25 protein-coding genes are annotated in these 19,131 nt (G+C 43.6%); 14 read left to right on the top strand and 11 right to left on the bottom strand.

Translation table 11 applies throughout. The annotated features are described in order from the left end of the window. Window positions 1–90 precede the first annotated feature (90 nt). From BLV00_RS02160 to BLV00_RS02140, 6 genes are all read right to left on the bottom strand, one after another. Window positions 91–582 carry a ferritin-like domain-containing protein gene (locus BLV00_RS02160; RefSeq protein WP_093041851.1) on the bottom strand — a complete coding sequence of 164 codons (492 nt, stop codon included), beginning with the start codon at window positions 580–582 and terminating at the stop codon, window positions 91–93. 75 nt (window positions 583–657) lie between these two features. Beyond that, window positions 658–1,167, bottom strand: a complete 510-nt coding sequence (locus BLV00_RS02155) for a GNAT family N-acetyltransferase (RefSeq protein ID WP_093041848.1) — start codon at window positions 1,165–1,167, stop codon at window positions 658–660. A gap of 35 nt (window positions 1,168–1,202) precedes the next feature. Beyond that, complete coding sequence (locus BLV00_RS02150; protein WP_093041845.1) at window positions 1,203–1,475, bottom strand: hypothetical protein; 273 nt, start codon at window positions 1,473–1,475, stop codon at window positions 1,203–1,205. Window positions 1,476–1,488: 13 nt separating this feature from the next. Further along, window positions 1,489–1,821, bottom strand: a complete 333-nt coding sequence (locus BLV00_RS22625; protein WP_342721962.1) for a GNAT family N-acetyltransferase — start codon at window positions 1,819–1,821, stop codon at window positions 1,489–1,491. Further along, a complete protein-coding gene (locus tag BLV00_RS22620; RefSeq protein WP_342721961.1) occupies window positions 1,787–2,047 on the bottom strand; it encodes a GNAT family N-acetyltransferase in 261 nt (86 codons plus the stop codon). The genes BLV00_RS22625 and BLV00_RS22620 overlap by 35 nt, the downstream gene beginning before the upstream one ends. Window positions 2,048–2,296: 249 nt before the next feature. Further along, on the bottom strand, window positions 2,297–3,712 hold the full coding sequence (locus BLV00_RS02140; protein WP_093041843.1) for a glycoside hydrolase family 18 protein: 1,416 nt from the start codon (window positions 3,710–3,712) through the stop codon (window positions 2,297–2,299). Between the two features lie 207 nt (window positions 3,713–3,919). Between BLV00_RS02140 and BLV00_RS02135 the strand changes: the two genes are divergently transcribed. The 4 genes from BLV00_RS02135 to BLV00_RS02120 all read left to right on the top strand — a co-directional run bounded on the left by BLV00_RS02135 (window position 3,920) and on the right by BLV00_RS02120 (window position 6,305). Further along, window positions 3,920–4,561, top strand: a complete 642-nt coding sequence (locus tag BLV00_RS02135; protein ID WP_093041840.1) for a YczE/YyaS/YitT family protein — start codon at window positions 3,920–3,922, stop codon at window positions 4,559–4,561. Window positions 4,562–4,674: 113 nt separating this feature from the next. Next, on the top strand, window positions 4,675–4,911 hold the full coding sequence (locus tag BLV00_RS02130; RefSeq protein WP_093041836.1) for a YuzF family protein: 237 nt from the start codon (window positions 4,675–4,677) through the stop codon (window positions 4,909–4,911). Between the two features lie 80 nt (window positions 4,912–4,991). Further along, window positions 4,992–5,246, top strand: coding sequence for a GlsB/YeaQ/YmgE family stress response membrane protein (locus BLV00_RS02125; protein ID WP_093041833.1), 255 nt, complete (start codon window positions 4,992–4,994; stop codon window positions 5,244–5,246). A 291-nt stretch (window positions 5,247–5,537) separates the two neighbouring features. Continuing rightward, window positions 5,538–6,305, top strand: coding sequence for a helix-turn-helix domain-containing protein (locus BLV00_RS02120; RefSeq protein ID WP_093041829.1), 768 nt, complete (start codon window positions 5,538–5,540; stop codon window positions 6,303–6,305). Window positions 6,306–6,415: 110 nt separating this feature from the next. Here the strand turns inward: BLV00_RS02120 and BLV00_RS02115 are convergent, their stop codons facing one another. Then, on the bottom strand, window positions 6,416–6,661 hold the full coding sequence (locus BLV00_RS02115; protein WP_093041826.1) for a stage VI sporulation protein F: 246 nt from the start codon (window positions 6,659–6,661) through the stop codon (window positions 6,416–6,418). A 218-nt stretch (window positions 6,662–6,879) separates the two neighbouring features. Between BLV00_RS02115 and BLV00_RS02110 the strand changes: the two genes are divergently transcribed. Continuing rightward, window positions 6,880–6,996 (top strand): YjcZ family sporulation protein, encoded by a 117-nt coding sequence (locus tag BLV00_RS02110; RefSeq protein WP_084315614.1) that lies wholly within the window; start codon window positions 6,880–6,882, stop codon window positions 6,994–6,996. Between the two features lie 438 nt (window positions 6,997–7,434). On the opposite strand, the gene BLV00_RS02105 is transcribed toward BLV00_RS02110, so the two are convergent. Beyond that, the gene (locus BLV00_RS02105; RefSeq protein WP_093041823.1) at window positions 7,435–8,232 is read right to left on the bottom strand and encodes a SurA N-terminal domain-containing protein; all 798 of its coding nucleotides are present in this window, start codon (window positions 8,230–8,232) and stop codon (window positions 7,435–7,437) included. A 211-nt stretch (window positions 8,233–8,443) separates the two neighbouring features. Further along, a complete protein-coding gene (locus BLV00_RS02100) occupies window positions 8,444–9,283 on the bottom strand; it encodes a DUF2268 domain-containing putative Zn-dependent protease (RefSeq protein ID WP_245728751.1) in 840 nt (279 codons plus the stop codon). 326 nt (window positions 9,284–9,609) lie between these two features. On the opposite strand from BLV00_RS02100, the gene BLV00_RS02095 reads away from it, so the two are divergent. From BLV00_RS02095 to BLV00_RS02070, 6 genes are all read left to right on the top strand, one after another. Further along, on the top strand, window positions 9,610–9,828 hold the full coding sequence (locus BLV00_RS02095; RefSeq protein ID WP_093041817.1) for a spore germination protein: 219 nt from the start codon (window positions 9,610–9,612) through the stop codon (window positions 9,826–9,828). 148 nt (window positions 9,829–9,976) lie between these two features. Then, on the top strand, window positions 9,977–10,189 hold the full coding sequence (locus BLV00_RS02090) for a hypothetical protein (RefSeq protein ID WP_093041814.1): 213 nt from the start codon (window positions 9,977–9,979) through the stop codon (window positions 10,187–10,189). Between the two features lie 524 nt (window positions 10,190–10,713). Then, on the top strand, window positions 10,714–11,058 hold the full coding sequence (locus tag BLV00_RS02085; RefSeq protein ID WP_093041811.1) for a DMT family transporter: 345 nt from the start codon (window positions 10,714–10,716) through the stop codon (window positions 11,056–11,058). Between the two features lie 4 nt (window positions 11,059–11,062). Continuing rightward, a complete protein-coding gene (locus BLV00_RS02080) occupies window positions 11,063–11,377 on the top strand; it encodes a DMT family transporter (protein WP_093041808.1) in 315 nt (104 codons plus the stop codon). 237 nt (window positions 11,378–11,614) lie between these two features. Beyond that, on the top strand, window positions 11,615–12,538 hold the full coding sequence (locus BLV00_RS02075) for a DMT family transporter (protein ID WP_245728731.1): 924 nt from the start codon (window positions 11,615–11,617) through the stop codon (window positions 12,536–12,538). A 235-nt stretch (window positions 12,539–12,773) separates the two neighbouring features. Next, a complete protein-coding gene (locus BLV00_RS02070; protein WP_093041805.1) occupies window positions 12,774–13,304 on the top strand; it encodes a YceI family protein in 531 nt (176 codons plus the stop codon). Between the two features lie 47 nt (window positions 13,305–13,351). On the opposite strand, the gene BLV00_RS02065 is transcribed toward BLV00_RS02070, so the two are convergent. Continuing rightward, on the bottom strand, window positions 13,352–14,023 hold the full coding sequence (locus tag BLV00_RS02065; RefSeq protein ID WP_093041802.1) for a DNA-3-methyladenine glycosylase family protein: 672 nt from the start codon (window positions 14,021–14,023) through the stop codon (window positions 13,352–13,354). 176 nt (window positions 14,024–14,199) lie between these two features. Here BLV00_RS02065 and BLV00_RS02060 point away from each other — a divergent pair, with 176 nt between their 5' ends. From BLV00_RS02060 to BLV00_RS02050, 3 genes are all read left to right on the top strand, one after another. After that, a complete protein-coding gene (locus tag BLV00_RS02060) occupies window positions 14,200–15,321 on the top strand; it encodes a hypothetical protein (protein WP_425441629.1) in 1,122 nt (373 codons plus the stop codon). 297 nt (window positions 15,322–15,618) lie between these two features. Continuing rightward, the gene (locus tag BLV00_RS02055) at window positions 15,619–16,116 is read left to right on the top strand and encodes an Lrp/AsnC family transcriptional regulator (protein ID WP_093041797.1); all 498 of its coding nucleotides are present in this window, start codon (window positions 15,619–15,621) and stop codon (window positions 16,114–16,116) included. Next, window positions 16,113–17,306 carry an aminotransferase gene (locus BLV00_RS02050; protein ID WP_093041794.1) on the top strand — a complete coding sequence of 398 codons (1,194 nt, stop codon included), beginning with the start codon at window positions 16,113–16,115 and terminating at the stop codon, window positions 17,304–17,306. Before BLV00_RS02055 ends, BLV00_RS02050 begins: the two co-directional genes overlap by 4 nt. Before the next feature lie 167 nt (window positions 17,307–17,473). On the opposite strand, the gene BLV00_RS02045 is transcribed toward BLV00_RS02050, so the two are convergent. Continuing rightward, a complete protein-coding gene (locus BLV00_RS02045; RefSeq protein ID WP_093041791.1) occupies window positions 17,474–18,913 on the bottom strand; it encodes an MDR family MFS transporter in 1,440 nt (479 codons plus the stop codon). Window positions 18,914–19,131 lie beyond the last annotated feature (218 nt).

Raw genomic sequence — 19,131 nt, 5'->3', positions numbered from 1 at the left:
GTTAGGATAAAAGTGAATAAAGGCAGCACCCTACCAGTGACCTCCCCCTTTTTCCTGGTTAACATGCTGCCTTTCTTTTTTTGACCGGATTCATTCATGAAGGTCTCGCGCCAGTCCCCTCTCAAATGCAGCCAGATGATTCATAGAAGCGTTACGTAAATTGGTGAATACCATCCTTACATCCTTTGGCAGCATGTAGGAAAGGAATTTGTTATACATCGAAATATTATCGATTTCAGCCTGGACAGCGCCTGCAAATGCCTGCTTCACCGACGCTGGAGTCGACACAAATGTCTCGGAAATGTCAGCCGGCACAGGAACCTGATAGCGCTGAAATAACGGGAGCAACGCCTGGATATGCCTCAATTCCGCCTGCTGAATATTCGCAAACTGACGCACATACCCAAAATTATTCAAAACATCCCGATATCTCGCTTGTGCCAAATATTCGTCCTGAATGGCATAGGTCAACATTTGCGGAAGATTCAGGGAAGTTGCATTCAGCGCTCCTTTTGCCCCATACTCCGCTGTGGTTTGTCGCTCATCAAAAGGGTATGCACCCTGAAAAAGATTCCTATACATCGCTCGCCCTCCTTATCGCTCACTCTTTATCGTATGGGCGCGTTGCAGAAAGGGTGCTGTGTTACCTTGTTAAACTTATAGATATCGATGGTATCGTAATGAGCTATCGTTTTCTGCTTCTCCATTACCATACCCCGCCTGTTTATGCTGGTATACAAACCCTCTGGCTTCATAGAAAGGAATCCCTTTGGTGTTACCTTCTTGAACAGAAACCCACTGTTCTTTCGCATGGAACTCATATTTTTGCTGATGGCTGACTGCCTCCAGCAGCTTCGTACCAATTCCCTCATTACGTCTTCGAGGATCAAGATATAAAACATAAACTTCGCCCGCAATATCGCTGATCATACCGCCTCCACAAGCACCAATCACTTCATTGTTTTCAACCGCTGCGAAATAGCCGCCCCAGTCTTTCCCTGAATAAGTGACTTCCGTTAAAATTCTGGCCGGGTTATAGAATTTTTTGATAACCCGCTCGATATATTCCGGCGTGTAAATATCTTTATAAGTGGCTCGCGTAGCTACTGAACAAACATCAGCTATCCCTTGGACATGATGAACGTTCGCCTTTACCACCTGTATCATAGCGATTCCTCCCTCAGACTACAAAATCATATTACCTAAATACTAGATAAAAAAAGATAGGAAGTACCTGCTAAAATCACAGTTCCCGTGATAGACTGAATCCGCACTGTTTGGCTGTTGATACCGGCTTTCTTTTCTATGTAAAGCAAATAGTTATTAGCTATAATAAACCCCAGCAACGATAATCCAAACCCGATGGCGTCGTCTGTCAATGTAAAGTAACGCATGATCCCTAATCCGATCAAAACCATTCCTGTTGTACCTAATACCAAACTAAAATAAAGCTGTTTGTTTTGTTTTTCGATCATTACTCCCCCCTAATCATGGATGAAATTCTTCCGATAAAATGGAATAAAGCTTCAAATCCTGAAACTTTCCTTTTACCAGCATTCCTTTTCTTATGGTTCCTTCCCTTGTCATGCCGACCTTTTCCATTACCCGCTGTGAGCCAATATTATCTACAAAACACCGTGCCTGGATCCGCTCTAAGTTCAATTCGTTAAATTCAAAAGCGATGATTTTCTCAGCAGCTTCGGTAGTGAAGCCTTGCCCCCAATATTCCTCGGCTAGTACATATCCAATTTTCGCCCGCTTATGCTTGGTATTTAGGGTTACAACGTCAGTCGTACCCACAAGCTTTCCAGTAGACTTCAACTCCATTCCCCATAACGCTTTTTTTGCCCAGTCGATATCCTTCCTGGACAAACTCTACGAATTGCCGGGCGTCCTCCAGCGATTGATGCGTCTCCCAACTGACATATTGCGATACATTAGCATTGGAGCCGTACGCAAATATATCCTCGATATCATTCAGGCTTATTTTTCTTAAAATCAACCGCTTCGTCTCAAGCTCCGGTAACTGTTCCAACAATTGCTCCATCTTCTCATCATCCCAACACCCTTTCTTTACAGACAATCAACTAAAATAATAACAATCTATTATTTTCCATTTATTTTACCATTTTTATCTCTTCATTAGCTGCTCTCACAGAAGTATTTAGTCTTTTCTATAAAAGTATGTAGAAAAAGACGTACCGGAGTCTGGTACGCCTATGATTGGCAGGGGCATTGATCTCTGCAATATCCATTACCTGTATCACCAAAACCTGAACTTACCAACCGCTGACAGTCACGAATACTTCCGGATCATGAAATTATCCCTTAACACCGGCCAGTTTTGCGGGAATGTACTTCCCAGCACCCAGTAGCTGCCGCCTCGTAAGCCATATGCTTTTATCGTGTCGTATTTCGCCTGCACGCTGCGCGCATCTTCGAACCAGACTTCATGCTCCTGGCCGGTTCCATCGACATAACGGAAAAAAGGAGATTGATAAGTTTCATCATACTGGATATCTACTCCGTATCGCTGCGCCAATTGGACTGCTTCCTTAGGGCTCACCGTCCTGGCGAATGTCCCTTGCACCCATGGAATCTTCCAGTCCCTACCGTATAATGGGATACCCATCAGAATTTTTTCCCTTGGAATTTCTGTCACGGCATAGTCCAGGACATCCCGTACTTTGTTGATCGGAGCAATCGCCCAAGGCTCGCCTCCGGCCCATCCCCATTCATAGGTCATGATGACAACAAAATCGAGGATTTCCCCATGGGCAGCATAATCATGTGCTTCATATAAAAGTCCCTGCTGATCCGCGCTTTCTTTTGGGGCAAGTGCCGTTGAAACCGTGTACCCTTCCGGTCGCAGCCTGGCCACGGCCCGCCTCAGAAAATTATTATAGTTTTCCCGGTCCTCTGGATAGACATATTCGAAGTCGACATTAAGGCCGGTATAGCCTTTCGCTTCCATCGTACTTAGGATATTCGTAAGCAAGGTTTCCTGTAATTCCGGACTTCGTAAAAGGGTTGCCGCGATATCCGAGTCAAACGACCGACCCCTGAAATTGGTCAATACAAGCAGGGGAGCAATATTAGCAGTATCCGCCGCTTCCAATACTCCCGCATCGTTCAAATCCGTAATCGTTCCATCCTCTCTGATTGAGTAGGTGAACGGCGACAGATACGTGAAATTCCGTCCAAGGGCAAGAACCTCACGTCTTCCTTCCTCACTCATGTTGGTAATGTAAGCATTAATTTCTGTTACAGGCCTGGGCTCCCTTGGGATGTACAAAATTTGCCCGACAGACAGCATCGACGGATTGGTAATGGTATTGATTTGAATGATCCGTTGCATCGAAGCACCAAACCTGCGGGAAATTGCCCATAAGGTATCCCCCGACTGAACGGTATAAGGAAAATAAGGAAGCACCAGCATATCTCCGACAAAAATCAAAGCAGGATTGCTGATTTGATTTACCTGTGCTAAATCCTGCACAGAAATTCCATAACGCTGCGCAATCGCCCACAGCGTATCTCCCGCCTGCACCACATATTCCCTTCCCGGTTCCGGAATGGCCAGCGCCTGACCCGCCACAAGTACATCCGGGTTTTTTATCTGGTTGGCTAATATAATCTGATTCATATTGGAACGATAACGCCGGGCTATAGCCCATAACGTCTCGCCGGATACTACCACATGAAATTGCATGTTCTTTTCACCCTCTCAGGTAGTCTCTATATACCATGCTATTCACAGGACCCCTGTCCTATTATGTATTTAAGGACTTCTCCCGTTCGTTAAAATTTTACCATTAAAAAATTTCCCCACACCTATTGACGCAAAAATACTCGGCTAATAAAATTGCCTGATAATAAAATATCCACCAATAATTATGAGAAAGACGAGGGTGCATAAATGCTTTTTCGCATGTCGGTATATATCCTTGGTATAGTTGTCAATTTTTTCGGTGTAGCCCTTTTGATTAAAGCTGCTTTAGGTGCAGGATTTTGGACGGCATTGTTTGTCGGGTTGGAAGATAAATTCGGTTTCACAGTAGGGATTTGGTACGGCACCTTCCAGCTTGCGTTCATTTTCCTGAATGGATGGCTGGCAAAGCAAAAACCGGAATTCCGAGCTTTACTGCCGCTTGTGTTGGAAAGTCTGGTTCTGGACTTCTGGCTCGAAGTCGTTTTCAAAAATATGAGCCTGGCAGCCGCACCATTTCTTATCCAGCTCATTACCGTAATCATCAGTGTAGGATTCATTGCCTTAGGTGTAGCTATATATATTTTACCTCAGCTGCCACGGGCGCCGGTCGATCAATTATTCCTAGTCATCGCCAAGAAGTTCAGAATCAGTCTGTTGGTGAGTCAGACAGCAATTGCTCTCACAACGTCGACGACTGCTTTCTTGATCGGTGGTCCTGTAGGTATCGGCACGCTGGTCGGCACCGCCTTTGCAGGTCCGCTCATCCAGTATTTTTATACCAAAGGTTATCCTTTATATTATTTACTCCATCCCGGTTACCGGGAAAGGTTCGAGCCGATTATCCAGTAGTCAATAACCCCTTAACATGGAACAGTTTCCAGGTTAAGGGGTTTTTTATGTCCTCCTCACCACTCCCTGGCCCACTGCATAAAGTGTACCGATTACCAAATAGGGGGAATTTCATGTATTACCATCAAAGCAGGAACCAGGGATTCAATTCTTCATATACAACCCTGGTCGATCCTTTTGTTGTTAACCGTCTCCAGTCTGTCCTTGGCAAAAACCTGATTGTCGAGACTACCAAAGATACAATCCGAGGTGAATTGACGGATGTTCAGACAGACCACATCGCATTACAAGCCGGGAATTCTACCTTTTTTGTACGTATTCAACAAATCGTTTCCATTATGCCTATATAAGAGATCTTTGCACTTGATGTTTTAAATTTGTTCATGTGGGATATATCCATAATAGATTCTTAAAAAGGAGGTTAACCATTATGGGTTTTATTTTATATTTAATCGTTGGCGGACTGATCGGCTGGCTTGCCGGAGCAATCATCGGCCGTGACATGCCATTAGGCATCATCGGAAATATCATCGCAGGTATTGTAGGTGCCTGGATCGGCGGTGAATTATTAGGTTCATGGGGACCATCCTTAGCGGGAATTGCGATTGTACCTGCTTTGATCGGCGCAATCATTTTTGTCTTTATCATCAGTGCCATCATGAGACGTTCACGAAAAAAACGGTGATAATCAAAAGCTCAAGGCATCAGCACGCCTTGAGCTTTTGTTATTTTATCGGTCAATCTTTTTTGCCACCCTTGCTGACACGCTAAATGACATGGCACTAAACCTTCTCAAAGCTTCATCCCACAAGCGTTAGGACGTAATAGAACCCTCCGAAACATAGGCAAAACAAAGATTATTAACAAAAAGATTTGTAAAAATCGTACAGGTAACGAAATTTTCTCCTCCTCAATAGCACCTATCTTATCATCCATACGATTATAAAGATAAAAGCTCTGATTGGATGATGTCACGATGAAAATACAAGAGATCAGCAAACTACAATCCTTCACCAATAAACAAAACATGGATTTGCGTGTACGTGCCTTTTTATTTCACCACAAAGCGGAACTTTCTGCTGGAGCTCTCGATGTTTTGAAATTCATCTGGCGTCATTCTGTTAAATATCCCGGCGTGTCTTTTGCGAAAAACGAAACGATCGAGAAGAAAACCGGGCGCAGCCGCAGTACTGTCATCCGCGCGATCAATACGTTTGTTGAAAAAGGGCTTTTAAAACGCGTACCTGCTACCCGTCCCAATGGGAAGCGCGGCGTCAACATCCTCGTCATCCTTCCCAAAGATGAAACGTCCGCTCCATGGCTGGAAAAAGAAGACCAGAAACCTTCAGAAAAGATCAACATTAAGCCGGAATCGGTCGAAGAAAAAGCTACGCCTCAAACTGCACAAAAACGCGATTTCGATACGGATTACCTTCCTTCTTACATACCGAAAGCCTTCACATCGCTTACACAAGCTTTTTTACCTATAGACGCCATCTGTTCAGCCTGGAAAAGTGTCACACATGCTTTCCGTAAATTCCAATTGAACTATCCAGTTGACCATTACATAGAAGTCATCAATCGTACATTCAAGCAATCTATCTTCGCGCAGAAGAAAGGAATGATCAAGAAGACCTTCCTCGGTTATTTTTATGGCGGAATCGTCCAGACCTTTACCCAGGTCTATCGAAATGAAGTGATGGAGGATCCGTCCACGTTGTACTATGATTGGCTCAACGCATGAGCCAACAGGACCTAAATACAAAAAATACCTGGATCAGACTGATCCAGGTTACTCCCATATCTAATCCCTGTACCTTCCAGCGTGCATGACACCTGGCAGCCTCACAAGAATCACCTTTTTTTCTTGATCATTTTCTCAATCGAGGACAAGTCTTTCGGTACTTTATCATTTAGGATTGCGTTTACAATCATGTCTTCTTTACTTTTCGAGACTGGCTTATTTGCCAGCTTAGAGACTTTGTTGATCACGTTTCGAATTGTTTTTTCATCTTTGAAGTTAGTACCCTGTAAAGACTGAGCAAGCTTCATGACTTCGTCCATTTTCACACCGGTTTTTTTTTCGAAATTATCGAACAAGCCTTTTACCTCCTTTACCTGCAGTAAGATTCATACCTATTCTATGGCAGGCAGTCCGGTGGGTAACGGCGTATATCCATATTTAAAACTTAACTAAATTTTTTTGTATGAATGTCCTTTCCAATCATGGTACACCTACATAGACTAATTAGGGAAAGGGAAGTGGCTTTGCCCTTCACTTTCCAATTGATTAAATCTGACAGTTAGGAGGGTGAAATATGGGTTACGGATGCTACGGAGGTCTTGGTTACGGTGGTTCCCGTTATGGAGACACTTTCGTGTTGATCGTTGTCTTGTTTATCCTGCTTATCATTGTAGGAGCAGCTTGGTACTAAACCGATGGTTGGATTAGCAGGTAAATGACCCTGTTGCCGGTTACCTCCTCTCGGCAACAGGGTTTAATATTCTCGTCTCCTGGCCAAACGGCGATATATATACAAAAAAAGAGCCATCATTCCTTACACTGAGACAGGCTCTTTCCAAACGGTCACTCCATCTATTACGCGGTGTGTAACCCGCTTATTTTCGTTTATTTCTTTTTAAAAGAATCATAATAAAGATAATAAACAGGAGCGAAACACCGCCCGCCATTAACAGGACGGACTGAACAAACGGATCCCCCAGCATTATTCCAGCACCTCCCGGATTCCAAAACATTTACCTGTCATTTTAACATGGATGATCGCTCCTCAAACACTTGCCATTTTTAATCGGGCATAGTTTTTCCATGAATTAAAAAACCAGGTCCTATTCCGGACCTGGCTTTCTATTTATTATATGTGGACTTTAACGTCTGCATCTTCCCGCAGATTCTTAATAAGCTTTTGAGCTTCTTCTGCTTCTTTCTGCTGCTTCAATTGCTGTTCAAGGGATGGTTTCGCTTCCTCGAAGGAAGGGATTTTACTTTCTCCCCCCGCTTTTTCTTGCTGCGCTTTCATCTGCTCATACATTTTTTTCATTTCTTCTTCTGTAGGTTCGATGTCTCCAGCTTCAGCGGCAATCAGCTGCTCTACCTTAATTTGCTTCTCCAGTTGAGACATGACTTCTTTTTCACTCATGCCTTGTTTTTCTAATTGAGCAAGGAACTCATCTTTTGACCCAGCTTTATTCTGCTTGGCCAAGTCTTGGAGAATTTTATCCTTCTTTTCCTGCGTCGCTTCGTAATCACGATTGTTTGCTTCCTGAATGAGAAGCTCCTGACCTACCAGGCTGTCGACCATCTGTTTTTTCAGCTTGTCCTGATCAACCTCCTGCCCGGACATCTGTGATTGCAAGGCCGCCTGTTGGAACTGTTGTTTATATGCTGTTTCAAATTCTTTTTTCTTGATTTTTTCTCCATTGACTTCTGCTACAACATCCGGTGTGCCTTCCAGATCTGGTTCAGGCATTTTCGGCTGTTCACCATTTTTACTGCCCTCTTTATTACCTTTACTTTGTTCACTGGACTGCTGTTCCTGTTGTGTATCTTTTTTCTCATTATCTTTTGCTGTTTCTCCCTCACTGCTGCATGCACCCAGAGTTAAAAATGCTGCAAACAGTAAACCTGATAACCACTTTTTACGCAATGTCATTCTCCTTTTCAATGGATAGTTTCCGCCATTGTATCAAATACCAGCCGTCTGTAAACCCTGTATTTTTCCGGAATACGATATCCAACTGACTGCGTTATCCTGATGAACCCTTGTCACAGAGGGGATCTGGTAAATGAAGCAGGCACACTCCCTTCAAATGTGTAAAAAGTGTGGAATTTACGAAGTGGGAACCCTAGTAACTATACGCAGGCTAATCAGTTGGAAAACTGGAGCCCGCAATCAGTTCATCAGCCGTTTTCGTCAACAATTCTCTCGTGGTAAGACGTCCATGGCGTTCCTGATAAGAAGTAATAATTTGAAAGCCGATTTGGTAGCCAATCCATCTTGGGAGTGAACCATTGCCTTTCCCATACAAAAATTTCTGATGCTTTTCCTGTCCTTGCACATGCAGAGCGGTTTGAAAATGCCTTTTCCATATTTCTCTCACTCTATTATTCCGATAGTTACGGGTCCATGGCGCCAGCAGCTTTTCCCCATACAATTCTTGCACCGCATTTTCCGCCAGACCTTCCATGACCAGCACTTCCTTGAGCGGTAGCCTTGTTTCATCCAGATTACTCCGGGAAAATCGGCACATATGATTATACTCATGTGCCAATAAAGCTTTTATTTCTAACAACGGCGTATCAGGTGCCAAAAATAAAAATAAGCATTCCTTAAAACTTACCCCGCTTTTTTCGATGGGACGTCTTCCAGCAGGTTGCTGTGCCCGGGCTATCGGATAGATATAAATGGGTGCCTCGGGTCCATGCCACTTTCTCTTCAAACGATGGTATTCCTCTTCAACAATCTTCCATATATCTCTTTTCTCCATCTCACGAACCGAGCGATGGATATGTTTCCACTCGAACGGTTCGAACAAGCCATGCTTCAATAGTATGGCCTGTAATTCTGCCGGGGGGATTTTGGATAATGTTTTTTGGATCGGACGGCAAAGCGCTTCACGCTGCTCATCATGAGGGGGTTTAAACAAAAGGCTTTTCTTTTCACATGCTTTCACGAAATCATCTAACCAGAGCTGTGTTTCCATTACTCCCAACGCCCTCTCCCCTTCCGCTTTCATTTTTTAAAAATAAACAAGATATAAAGAGCCTTATAAAACCTGCTGCAAACACAGTGAAACGCTATACGGTTATCGATCATCTTAAAATACAACCCGACCTATTATACGAAGCTTCATGGACTTTCGTGCACGTTACCATTTTTCCTTTAGGTACTGTCATCAATTCCAGTAAAAAGAAGGTGAATACACACTCCTTCCTTACACTTGACCAATACAATAGTGATAGAAGTATACATTGATATTGAACAATCACGATTTTTGATCGTTCATTCTAAGAAGAAAGGAGTACCACCATGCCATCACACCTCGGACCAATAAAAATTAATAGTGTAAGTGGCGGGGTCGTGAATGTCGGAGATTCCTTTTACTTAGCCCCTAAGAACACTTCCAATTCCAATTCAGGTGCTGGTTCACTCAATACTGGCGATTTCATTAACACTAACAATATATGGAATCCATCCACCCCCAGTCATTCAAAAAAAGGGCGAAGATCCGCTTCAGCCAAGCGATAAGTGCATTTAAAAGCTGGCTGGCGATTACCTCCTTTAGCCGGTCCAGTTTTCTAAGCTTTTCCCTTAGTAGATAAACGCCCAACCCAAATGTATTTAATTGAATACCGTGTGTATGTAACCTACATTAATTTCAGGAGGTATTTTTTTCATGCATATGGATCAAAAAATGAAAGACCTGTTAAGTGAAGCTAGTTTTTATGGATTAATGGCAAAAAGGTATGAGTATGTCGACCCGCAAAAACATATGCACTTTTATCAGAAGCATTTCCAGGCTGCGATGAAACTGGAGCAACATTACATGGCAATGCAAGGATCACACCAATCCCATCACATGATGCCAAGAGAGTTTCCGATGTACTAAACGAACATTAATGTATTAACCCTATCACTCTAATTAATCCTGGTGGCCTGTGTCAGAAAGAGAGCAGAATCACCGTGTGATCCTGCTCTTATCTTTTTGTTATTTGTTTACCAGTTGATAAATAGGTCTTTCTCCAGGGCACATGGTGCTGAAGTAATTGCCCCAAGCAACCAGTTGCCACTACAATGCCCCAGACCCTAATCTTTCTCCCCTCCAAAAATGATCAATGGTGCACCATCTGGTAAATACCTTGCTTCAAAGAACAGGTATGCGTACTACCTGGATGGACGAGCTATCCCTTTCTCTCCTCTGACCGAAGTAAATTCATATTTCATTCATTTTTCATGCTGCCTCCCAAATCTCCATATAGAATCGTTTTCTGTAATCAGCATTCCGATAGTACTCCTATCTCAAAATATCTAAATTAACCTGTATTTTACGTTTCAATAATTGGATAAGATGGTATCGTTAAAAAACGAATTTTCAAAACAAAGGAAACCATACGATAAATGGAGGTATCCAGCATGAATAACTATCTTCTGTTAACTTTTTCGATCTTCTTTGAAGTAATCGGCACTTCTTTCATGAAGATCTCCGAGGGGTTCACGAAGGCAGGGCCAACATTGATTGTAGTGGCTTGCTATGGGATTGCTCTTTCACTTTACGTGGTGATCACCCGCTCCAGCGAAATCGGGATCATCAACGCCATTTGGTCGGGCGGCGGCGTGGTCGTCGTAACCATCATCGCCGTATCCTTGTTCCATGAGCCGCTTTCTATGGTCAAGGTCCTTGGCACTACTTTAATTCTTGCAGGCGTAGTGGGATTGAATTTACCGGAACAAAGAGAAACATCCCCAGAAAAGAGGTGATCCCTTGGCTTCTCTATACTTGATCATAAGCTTGGTCTTTTCCACCCTTGGAAATATGAGTGTCAAACTATCCCAGGGTTTCACAAGAAAACTGCCAAGCATCGGTGTGTTCGTTTTTTTCACCTTATGCATTTATTACCTGACGCTATCAGTACAATATCTCGAAATAAGTATCGTGTATGCGATCTGGTCAGGGGTCAGTGTGGCAGCAACCACATTGATGGGTATTTTAATCTTCCGCGAATCAGCAAATCCACGGAAAATCATATCCATTTTGCTGATTATAATCGGAGTAGTCAGCCTGGAACTTTACGGATAGGATGGAATACTTTCCATTAATAGTAAACACAACGCTTGAAATGGAGCTCCCGTATCCTGTTTCTTTAAACTTTTTCTGGGTATACTTTCACTCTTGCTGGTCTCCAATTTAAAATCCTTCCCTTGCTGCTTGGCATGGGAAGGACTTTTTTACTTTCCTGTTAAAACCAACCTTCTAATAGTAATAGGAAGTTCTCAACTCAAAGGAATATGCTATAATTAGAAAATTAAAACAATTATGGTGAACAGAATGAAGGTGAGTATTTTGAACAGAATAGGCTTTACTGTTTTGCTAGTGATCACGACCAGCTTGATGGGCTCCTCTTTTGCTGTCGGAAAAATCGGGCTCCATTTTGTTTCCCCACTACTGCTGGTGGGTTTACGATTTACGATCGCAGGCTTGCTGATGGCTCTGATGGTATTGGTGCTTAGACGAAAACACCCCACCCATATCAGGGAATGGTTCCAAATGCTATTGGTAGGTTTGTTTCAAACAGCGGGTGTCATGGGGGCTATCTTCCTCAGTTTGCGGACAATCACCGCAGGCGAATCGTCGATTTTGACATTTACCAACCCTTTGCTTGTGGTGCTGTTCGGTACAATTTTCATGGGTATGAAATACCGTTGGATGCAATGGGGCGGTGTCCTCATCGGCTTTCTGGGAGTCTTCATCACCCTGGGAGCAAGTCTCGATATCCAGCAGCCAGGTACACTGTTAGGGATGTTCAGTGCAGTCTCCTGGGCCATCGCGACTTTATTGATGAAAAAATGGGGAAGCACGTTCGATACATGGGTGCTGACTGCCTATCAAATGCTTTTTGGAGGCATTATCCTGCTAATGGGAAGTGCTTTATTTGAACAGACACACTTCGTCATTACACCACTATCCATCTTTATCCTAATATGGCTGGCCATCATGGCTTCGATTGTCCAATTCGCCATCTGGTTCTATCTTTTGAACAAAGAGGATCCTGGAAAAGTCAGTGCGTTTTTGTTCCTTGCTCCATTATTCGGTGTCATCTTTGGATGGCTATTATTGAACGAGCAGCTACATATATCAACATTGGCAGGCGGAAGCCTCATTTTAGCTGGCATCTATTTTGTCAATCGACCAGCCAGACACAGAAAAAGGCGTCTAGCTCCCGGTCAATCTCAACTTTGAGTTGCCGGGAGAAGGCGCCTTTTTCCTTTGGTTGCTGTTAAATCTCCGTGTTGCTACGGCCCTTTCAACCATTACGAAAAATCAACAGCATTATTTTTTCTTTATGAAGGAGGATAAATACGATGCATATATCTTGAATTAGAGTGTTTTTTCATTATTAATCTTGACTTTGAGATATTTTTAAGTTATCTTTAATTCAAGATAAAAAATCAATCATTTTCAGGAGGAGTTTTTTATGACAACCTTAAACTTAGACAACGTGCACAGCAGCTTGAACTTTCAAATCAAACATATGATGGTTTCGAAAGCAAAAGGTGAATTCAAGGAATTCGATGTAAACTTCAATGGAGATCTCGAAAATCTGGGTAATGCTAAAGTGACGGTTACTATCCCGGTCACTTCCATCGATACAGGCAACGAAGACCGCGATGGCCATCTTCGCTCCGGTGACTTTTTTGAATCTGAAAAATACCCAAACATGGTGTTTGAAAGCAAATCGATCAAGAAAGTTTCCGATGATGAATACAAAGTGACTGGCGACTTCACAATAAAAGATGTCACACGTGAAGAAACATTCACCGTAGAATATAACGGCGTATCCAAAAGCCCGATGGATGGCAGCACGATCGCCGGCTTCGATGTAGCAGGCAAAGTCAACCGCGAAGCTTATGGCATGACTTATAACGCAGCTATAGAAACAGGCGGCGTTCTGCTTGGTAAAGATGTTAAATTCGAAGGCAACTTTGAATTTGTTGTAGAGGATTAAACAAACGAAAAGCCATGAGCCTGAAATGATCAGGCTCATGGCTTTTTTTATTTCTTCAACTGCTCCCAGGCTTCATCGATACTTGTGTACTGCGCTACCAAACCTCTATTGATCGCTTCCCAAAGATAAAGCGACGCCGCGGTGTAATGCGGATGCCACTTCCCTGCATGGCTCTTGATGAGATGTTTCCCATTGTTATCCTGCTCCGCCTGATACAGCCACTGGCAGGCTCGCTGAAGACCAAGATCCCCTACTGGCAAAACGTCTGTCCGCCCCAATGAAAAAATCAGGAAAACTTCAGCCGTCCAGGGCCCAATCCCTTTTACGCTTGTCAGCACTTTCCTTATTTCATCATTATCCATTCTTTCCAGTTGATTAAGATCAACTTCTTTTGCTAACACTTTTTCGCTGAGATCCCTTAAATAGGCTATTTTTTGCTTTGAAAGACCAACGCTTCTGAGTTCCTCTTCAGAAAATTTCAAAACTGCTTCTGGTGTAATTTCCCCTGTCAGTTCCTCAAACCTCTCATAGATCGTCTTTGCCGCTTTTACGGAAAGCTGCTGGCCGATACAGGATCGGACAAGACTTTTAAAATGGTCTTCCCTTTTTGTCAAGTAAATGTCCCCAATCAGTGTGACCAGTTTTTCCATTTCCGGGTCTGTTGCCATCATTGCCTCGATGGCTGACTTTTCAAAAGTTAACTGAGTATTAGTTGTCATAATGATCTCCTTTTCTATTTATTAAAAAATGTATGCATGATTTGCCAGTGGCAGGGTATATTTCATTAACATCTCTATAATAATTAGATTTCAAATGCGTTAAATCCTGCTTGCAGCTGATATCCTATGATAAAATACAGGCTGCTTTTTCTATTAATCATTAAAACGATAAGGATGTGTACCCATTGAAAAAACGGTCATTCTTAGTCTCAAGCATGACAGTCATCCTGCTCCTTGCGGCCTGTTCCGATTCTAACACGCGGGAGGCAGAAGACGAGAAAAACAACACAGAAGAAACACAACAAAATGAAACCAAAGACACCTCCAAGAAAAAGGATGAGGATGAAAAAAAATCCTCCCAGCCTTACAAAGCATTGCAGCCTTCCGAGGATGCCAAGCCTCTTAAACAAAAGCTGTCTGAGAAAGAGCTTAAAAACATGCCGGAGTCCCAGACGGAAGGAGTCGATAATTCCAAACGGTCGGTTCCTGTCGGCCAGATGCTTGTCAAAGGTGCCGACGATCAAACTGATGGTCCACTGAAAAACAACCGGCTCGTCGCTTTTTACGGCCACCCGAACTCAGAAAACATGGGGATCCTCGGTGAAATGGAGCCAGAAGCCATGATGGAAAAATTAAAAAAACAGACACAGGCCTATTCCGATGCCGATCCGGAGCGGCCAGCCATTCCGACCATTGAGCTGATTACGACAGTGGCTCAACGCGATCCCGGCCCAAATGGTAAATTCTATCGCATGACACCCGAAGAGGATATTGAGAAATATGCGAAGCTTGCTGAGAAAAACAATGCCCTGCTCCTCCTCGATATCCAGCTCGGCACAGACTCCGTCATGAATCAGGTTAAATTGATTGAAAAATGGCTGAAGCTCCCTTATGTCCATCTCGCCATCGATACGGAATTCCGTGTCGAAGAAGGAGAAGTTCCCGGTGAAGACCTTGGTCAAGTCGACGGAAAAGAAGTCCAGGAAGCAGTTGAGTACTTGTCCGAGATCGTCGGGAAAAATGACCTGCCGGATAAATTCGTCCTCGTCCACCAGTTCACCGATGGCGTACTGACAAATAAAGACGCCGTCCAGCCGACCGATAACGTCGAAGTAGCGCTGAATTTCGATGGATGGGGAGCTTCCAGGGACAAGCAGACCCTGTACCGGAAATTCGTCCGTGATGACACGTCCCAGTACGGCGGCTTCAAAATCTTTTATAATAAAGATGAACCGGTACTTAAGCCAATGGACGTAGTAAAACTAGACCCTGGTCCGGCCATCGTCAATTATCAATAAGCGTTTTTCATAAAGCAGTAACAAGAATGAAAACCCTACCTTTTACGAGACAAAACGTTCATTTACTAGACAAGCATGGAATATACTAGACATTTTCGTGAATTAACCAGATATTTCCAGTAATTTAATAGACAAAACCAAAAATTTATACGAGACAATCATTGATTTACTAGACAACGAACGACTGAAAGGGGCCTGCCCCCTTTCTTCGTACAAAAACTCTCCTCCCTATGTGAGGATTATGTTTTAGTTATGATAGAATGATGCATATGTAACTTTGAAAAGTGAGGGTTCCAAATGATAGAAACAGAAGTAGAATTACTGAGACTGATTGAAAAGAATGCCAACCTGAAAGTTGAAAAAATCGCGAAACTGATGGGTAAAAGTAAAGAAGAAATCGAGGAATTGATCGCGAGTTTGGAAAAAAAGAAAGCCATCCTCGGTTATTCAACACTCATTGACTGGGCGAAGGTGGAGAATGAAGAAGAAGTGACTGCGATGGTAGATGTAAAAGTCACGCCTGCCCGTGGGGTTGGTTTTGATAAAGTAGCGGAACGCATTTATCGTTTTCCAGAAGTGAAAGCCGTGTATCTGATGTCTGGCGCTTACGATCTGTCCGTTTCCGTAAGAGGAAGTACGATGATGGAAATCGGCCATTTCATTTCTGAAAAATTATCGACACTCGATTCTGTCCTTTCAACGACGACCCATTTCGTGTTGAAAAAGTATAAGCATGACGGCATCATCCTGGAAGATGAAGATGATGACGATAAAAGAATTGTGGTATCGCCATGAATCAATATCTATCCAAACAAGTAGCAGATCTGAAGCCATCCGGAATCCGACGTTTTTTTGATTTGGCAGCCCAGATGGATGACGTCATTTCCCTTGGGGTCGGTGAGCCTGATTTCGTAACCCCATGGAGCTTTATCGAGCAAAGCTTTCATGCGCTCGAACAGGGCTATACCTCTTACACCGAAAATGCCGGAATGATCGAGCTGCGGGAGGAAATCAGTGCCTACCTAAATAGAAGTTTTGGCTTATCCTATGATGCAAGTGACCAGGTAATTGTTTCCGTTGGAGCAAGTCAGGCGATTGATCTCGCATTGCGGGCGATTGTCAATCCTGGGGATGAAGTGATCGTCGTGGAACCGAGCTTTGTTGCTTATGTACCGGCCATCACACTGGCCGGTGGAACTCCAGTCACGATTCAAACAAAAGCGGAAGATGACTTTAAAGTGCAACCGGAACAGATCGAGGCAGCCATTACCCCAAACACGAAAGCGATTATGTTGTGCAATCCAAATAATCCGACGGGTACCTTTTTGGAGAAAAAAGAGTTGGAACAACTTGGGAAAGTAATTGCAAAGCACGATCTGCTCGTTCTGTCGGATGAAATCTACGCCGAGCTCACTTATGACGAGCCGTACACCAGTTTCCCAACCATTAGTGGCATGAAGGAACGGACGATTTTAATCAGCGGGTTCTCCAAAGCATTTGCCATGACAGGCTGGCGACTCGGCTATGCCACCGGTCCTTCTGAAATCATTTCCGCCATGGTAAAAATTCATCAGTATACGATGATGTGTGCCCCAACGATGGCCCAGCACGCTGCCTTAGAGGCGATGAAAAATGGTAGAGAAAGTGTACAGCACATGCTGGAAAGCTATAAGCAACGAAGGAACCTGATCGTCAGCAGTTTGAATGAGATTGGGCTCGACTGTCCAAATCCAGGCGGGGCATTTTACGCCTTCCCATCCATAAAAGCAACTGGATTAAGCTCAGCTGAATTTGCCGAGCAGCTGCTTCAGGAAGAGCATGTTGCCGTCGTACCAGGAGAAGTCTTCGGAGCAAATGGCGAAGGCTATGTCCGCTGTTCCTATGCTACCTCGATCAAGCAGCTGGATGAAGCGATGAATCGTATCAAGAGGTTTGTAGAAAAACGAATCAACCCGGCGACTGCATCGCTTAAATCTTCAGGATAAAGTGATAGAATTTTCAGGTGCCTGTCTCTCGAAGTGGAAGGAGCAGGCACCTTTTTGTTGATATAAATCCCCTTCCTTAAGTAAACCTTTCATGTGCAGCTGGCCGATACTGCATATATAAAAATGAAGCCCCATGGCAGGCTTCATTTTTATTACAAACGAGAATTCTATTGTTCATTTCCTTCCGGCTCAAAATCAGGAGCTACTGCCTTTCTAATAAATAATGCAATGATAAACGCTCCGATACTTAAGGCAAGTGCAAACCAATAGGCATGGTGCACCCCGATAATCATTGCTTCATCCATTACCTTTTGCGTAACCGAACCGGATTGTTCATCCAGATAATTATTCTGTCCCTGGCTCATGATACTAACGAATATCGATACGCCCAGTGCGCCCCCGATCGGCTGTAACGTATTGGCAATAGCCGTGCCATGAGGGTACAAATGCTTCGGAAGTTCATTCAAGGCATTGGTTTGCGCCGGCATTAATATCGCTGAAACCGAAAGCATCAAAACCATATACGAAAAAATGAAGATCCAGATCGGAATAGCCGGACCTAGGTTACTGAAGAAAATCATGACGCCTGTTAATACCACCGTTCCTGGTATAATCAGCTTTCTTGGACCGAATTTATCAAATAGCGTCCCCATGACGGGAGACATCAACCCATTCAGCAAAGCTCCTGGCAAGAGCAGTAATCCAGCTACTTTCGCTGAATAACCGAGCGGTCCTTGCAAGTACATCGGCATGACAATTTCCGAAGCAAACATGGCCATAATGACAATTACAAAAATAATGATACCTCTTGCATAACTTTTATACGTAAAAACACGAACATCCAGCAAAGGTTCGTCAATTTTCAACTGGCGAACAACAAAGAGGATTAAACTTACGAAACTGATTCCCAGGATTGCTAGAATAGAAACCGATGAAAACCCTTCCCCGCTTTCTCCGGCACTACTGAAGCCATAGACGATTCCTCCAATTCCGATCGATGACAGAACAATGGAAAGGATATCCGCCTTGGGGCGCGTTACTTCTCCGACATTTTGTAAATATTTCACGCCAAAAAGAATGGAGAATACGGCAAAGGGAATGACCGTGATGAACAACCATCGCCATCCTAAAAAGTCCACGATCACGCCAGATAACGTCGGTCCGATGGCGGGGGCGAACATGATGACAAGTCCGAATGTTCCCATGATTCTCCCGCGCACCTCCGGGGGATAAAGCAGCAAGAGCGCATTCATGATGACCGGAATCAGCAGGCCTGTTCCAACCGCCTGGACCATCCTCCCTGTCAACAACATCGGAAAATTAATGGCAGATGCAGCTATGATCGTGCCTGCTAAAAAGACCGACATGACTCCGATGAACATCTGTCTGGTGGTAAACCACTGTATCAACAGCGCAGATATCGGCATCAGCACTCCCATTACAAGCATGAAGCCTGTCGCCATCCACTGCACTGTTGCCGCCTCAAGATCAAATACAACCATCAGTTCCGTCAAGGCGATATTGAGCAAAGTCTCATTTAAAACAGCAAAAAACGCACCGATCATAAACGTAATAAGAATGATTTTTCTATTAAGCTGTGTTTCCATAATATCCTCCATAACCTATATATAAATGACATACTTATCCATAATCCATTACTTTACGATGAATGACAAGCGTTTTACCTTTCGAAAATAACCCTTCTCCCTCCATCATCGCGACCAAACACACGCCCCCTTTACGCTCTGATCATATTTTTAAAGTGTATCACGAACGGTTTCGAGAAATTTCTTTCAGATTGCTAAGTAACGAAAAACGCTTACCC

The sequence above is a fragment of the Thalassobacillus cyri genome (assembly GCF_900107755.1).
GTDB lineage: Bacteria > Bacillota > Bacilli > Bacillales > Halobacillaceae > Thalassobacillus > Thalassobacillus cyri.
This window is presented reverse-complemented; position numbering and strand designations above follow the sequence as displayed.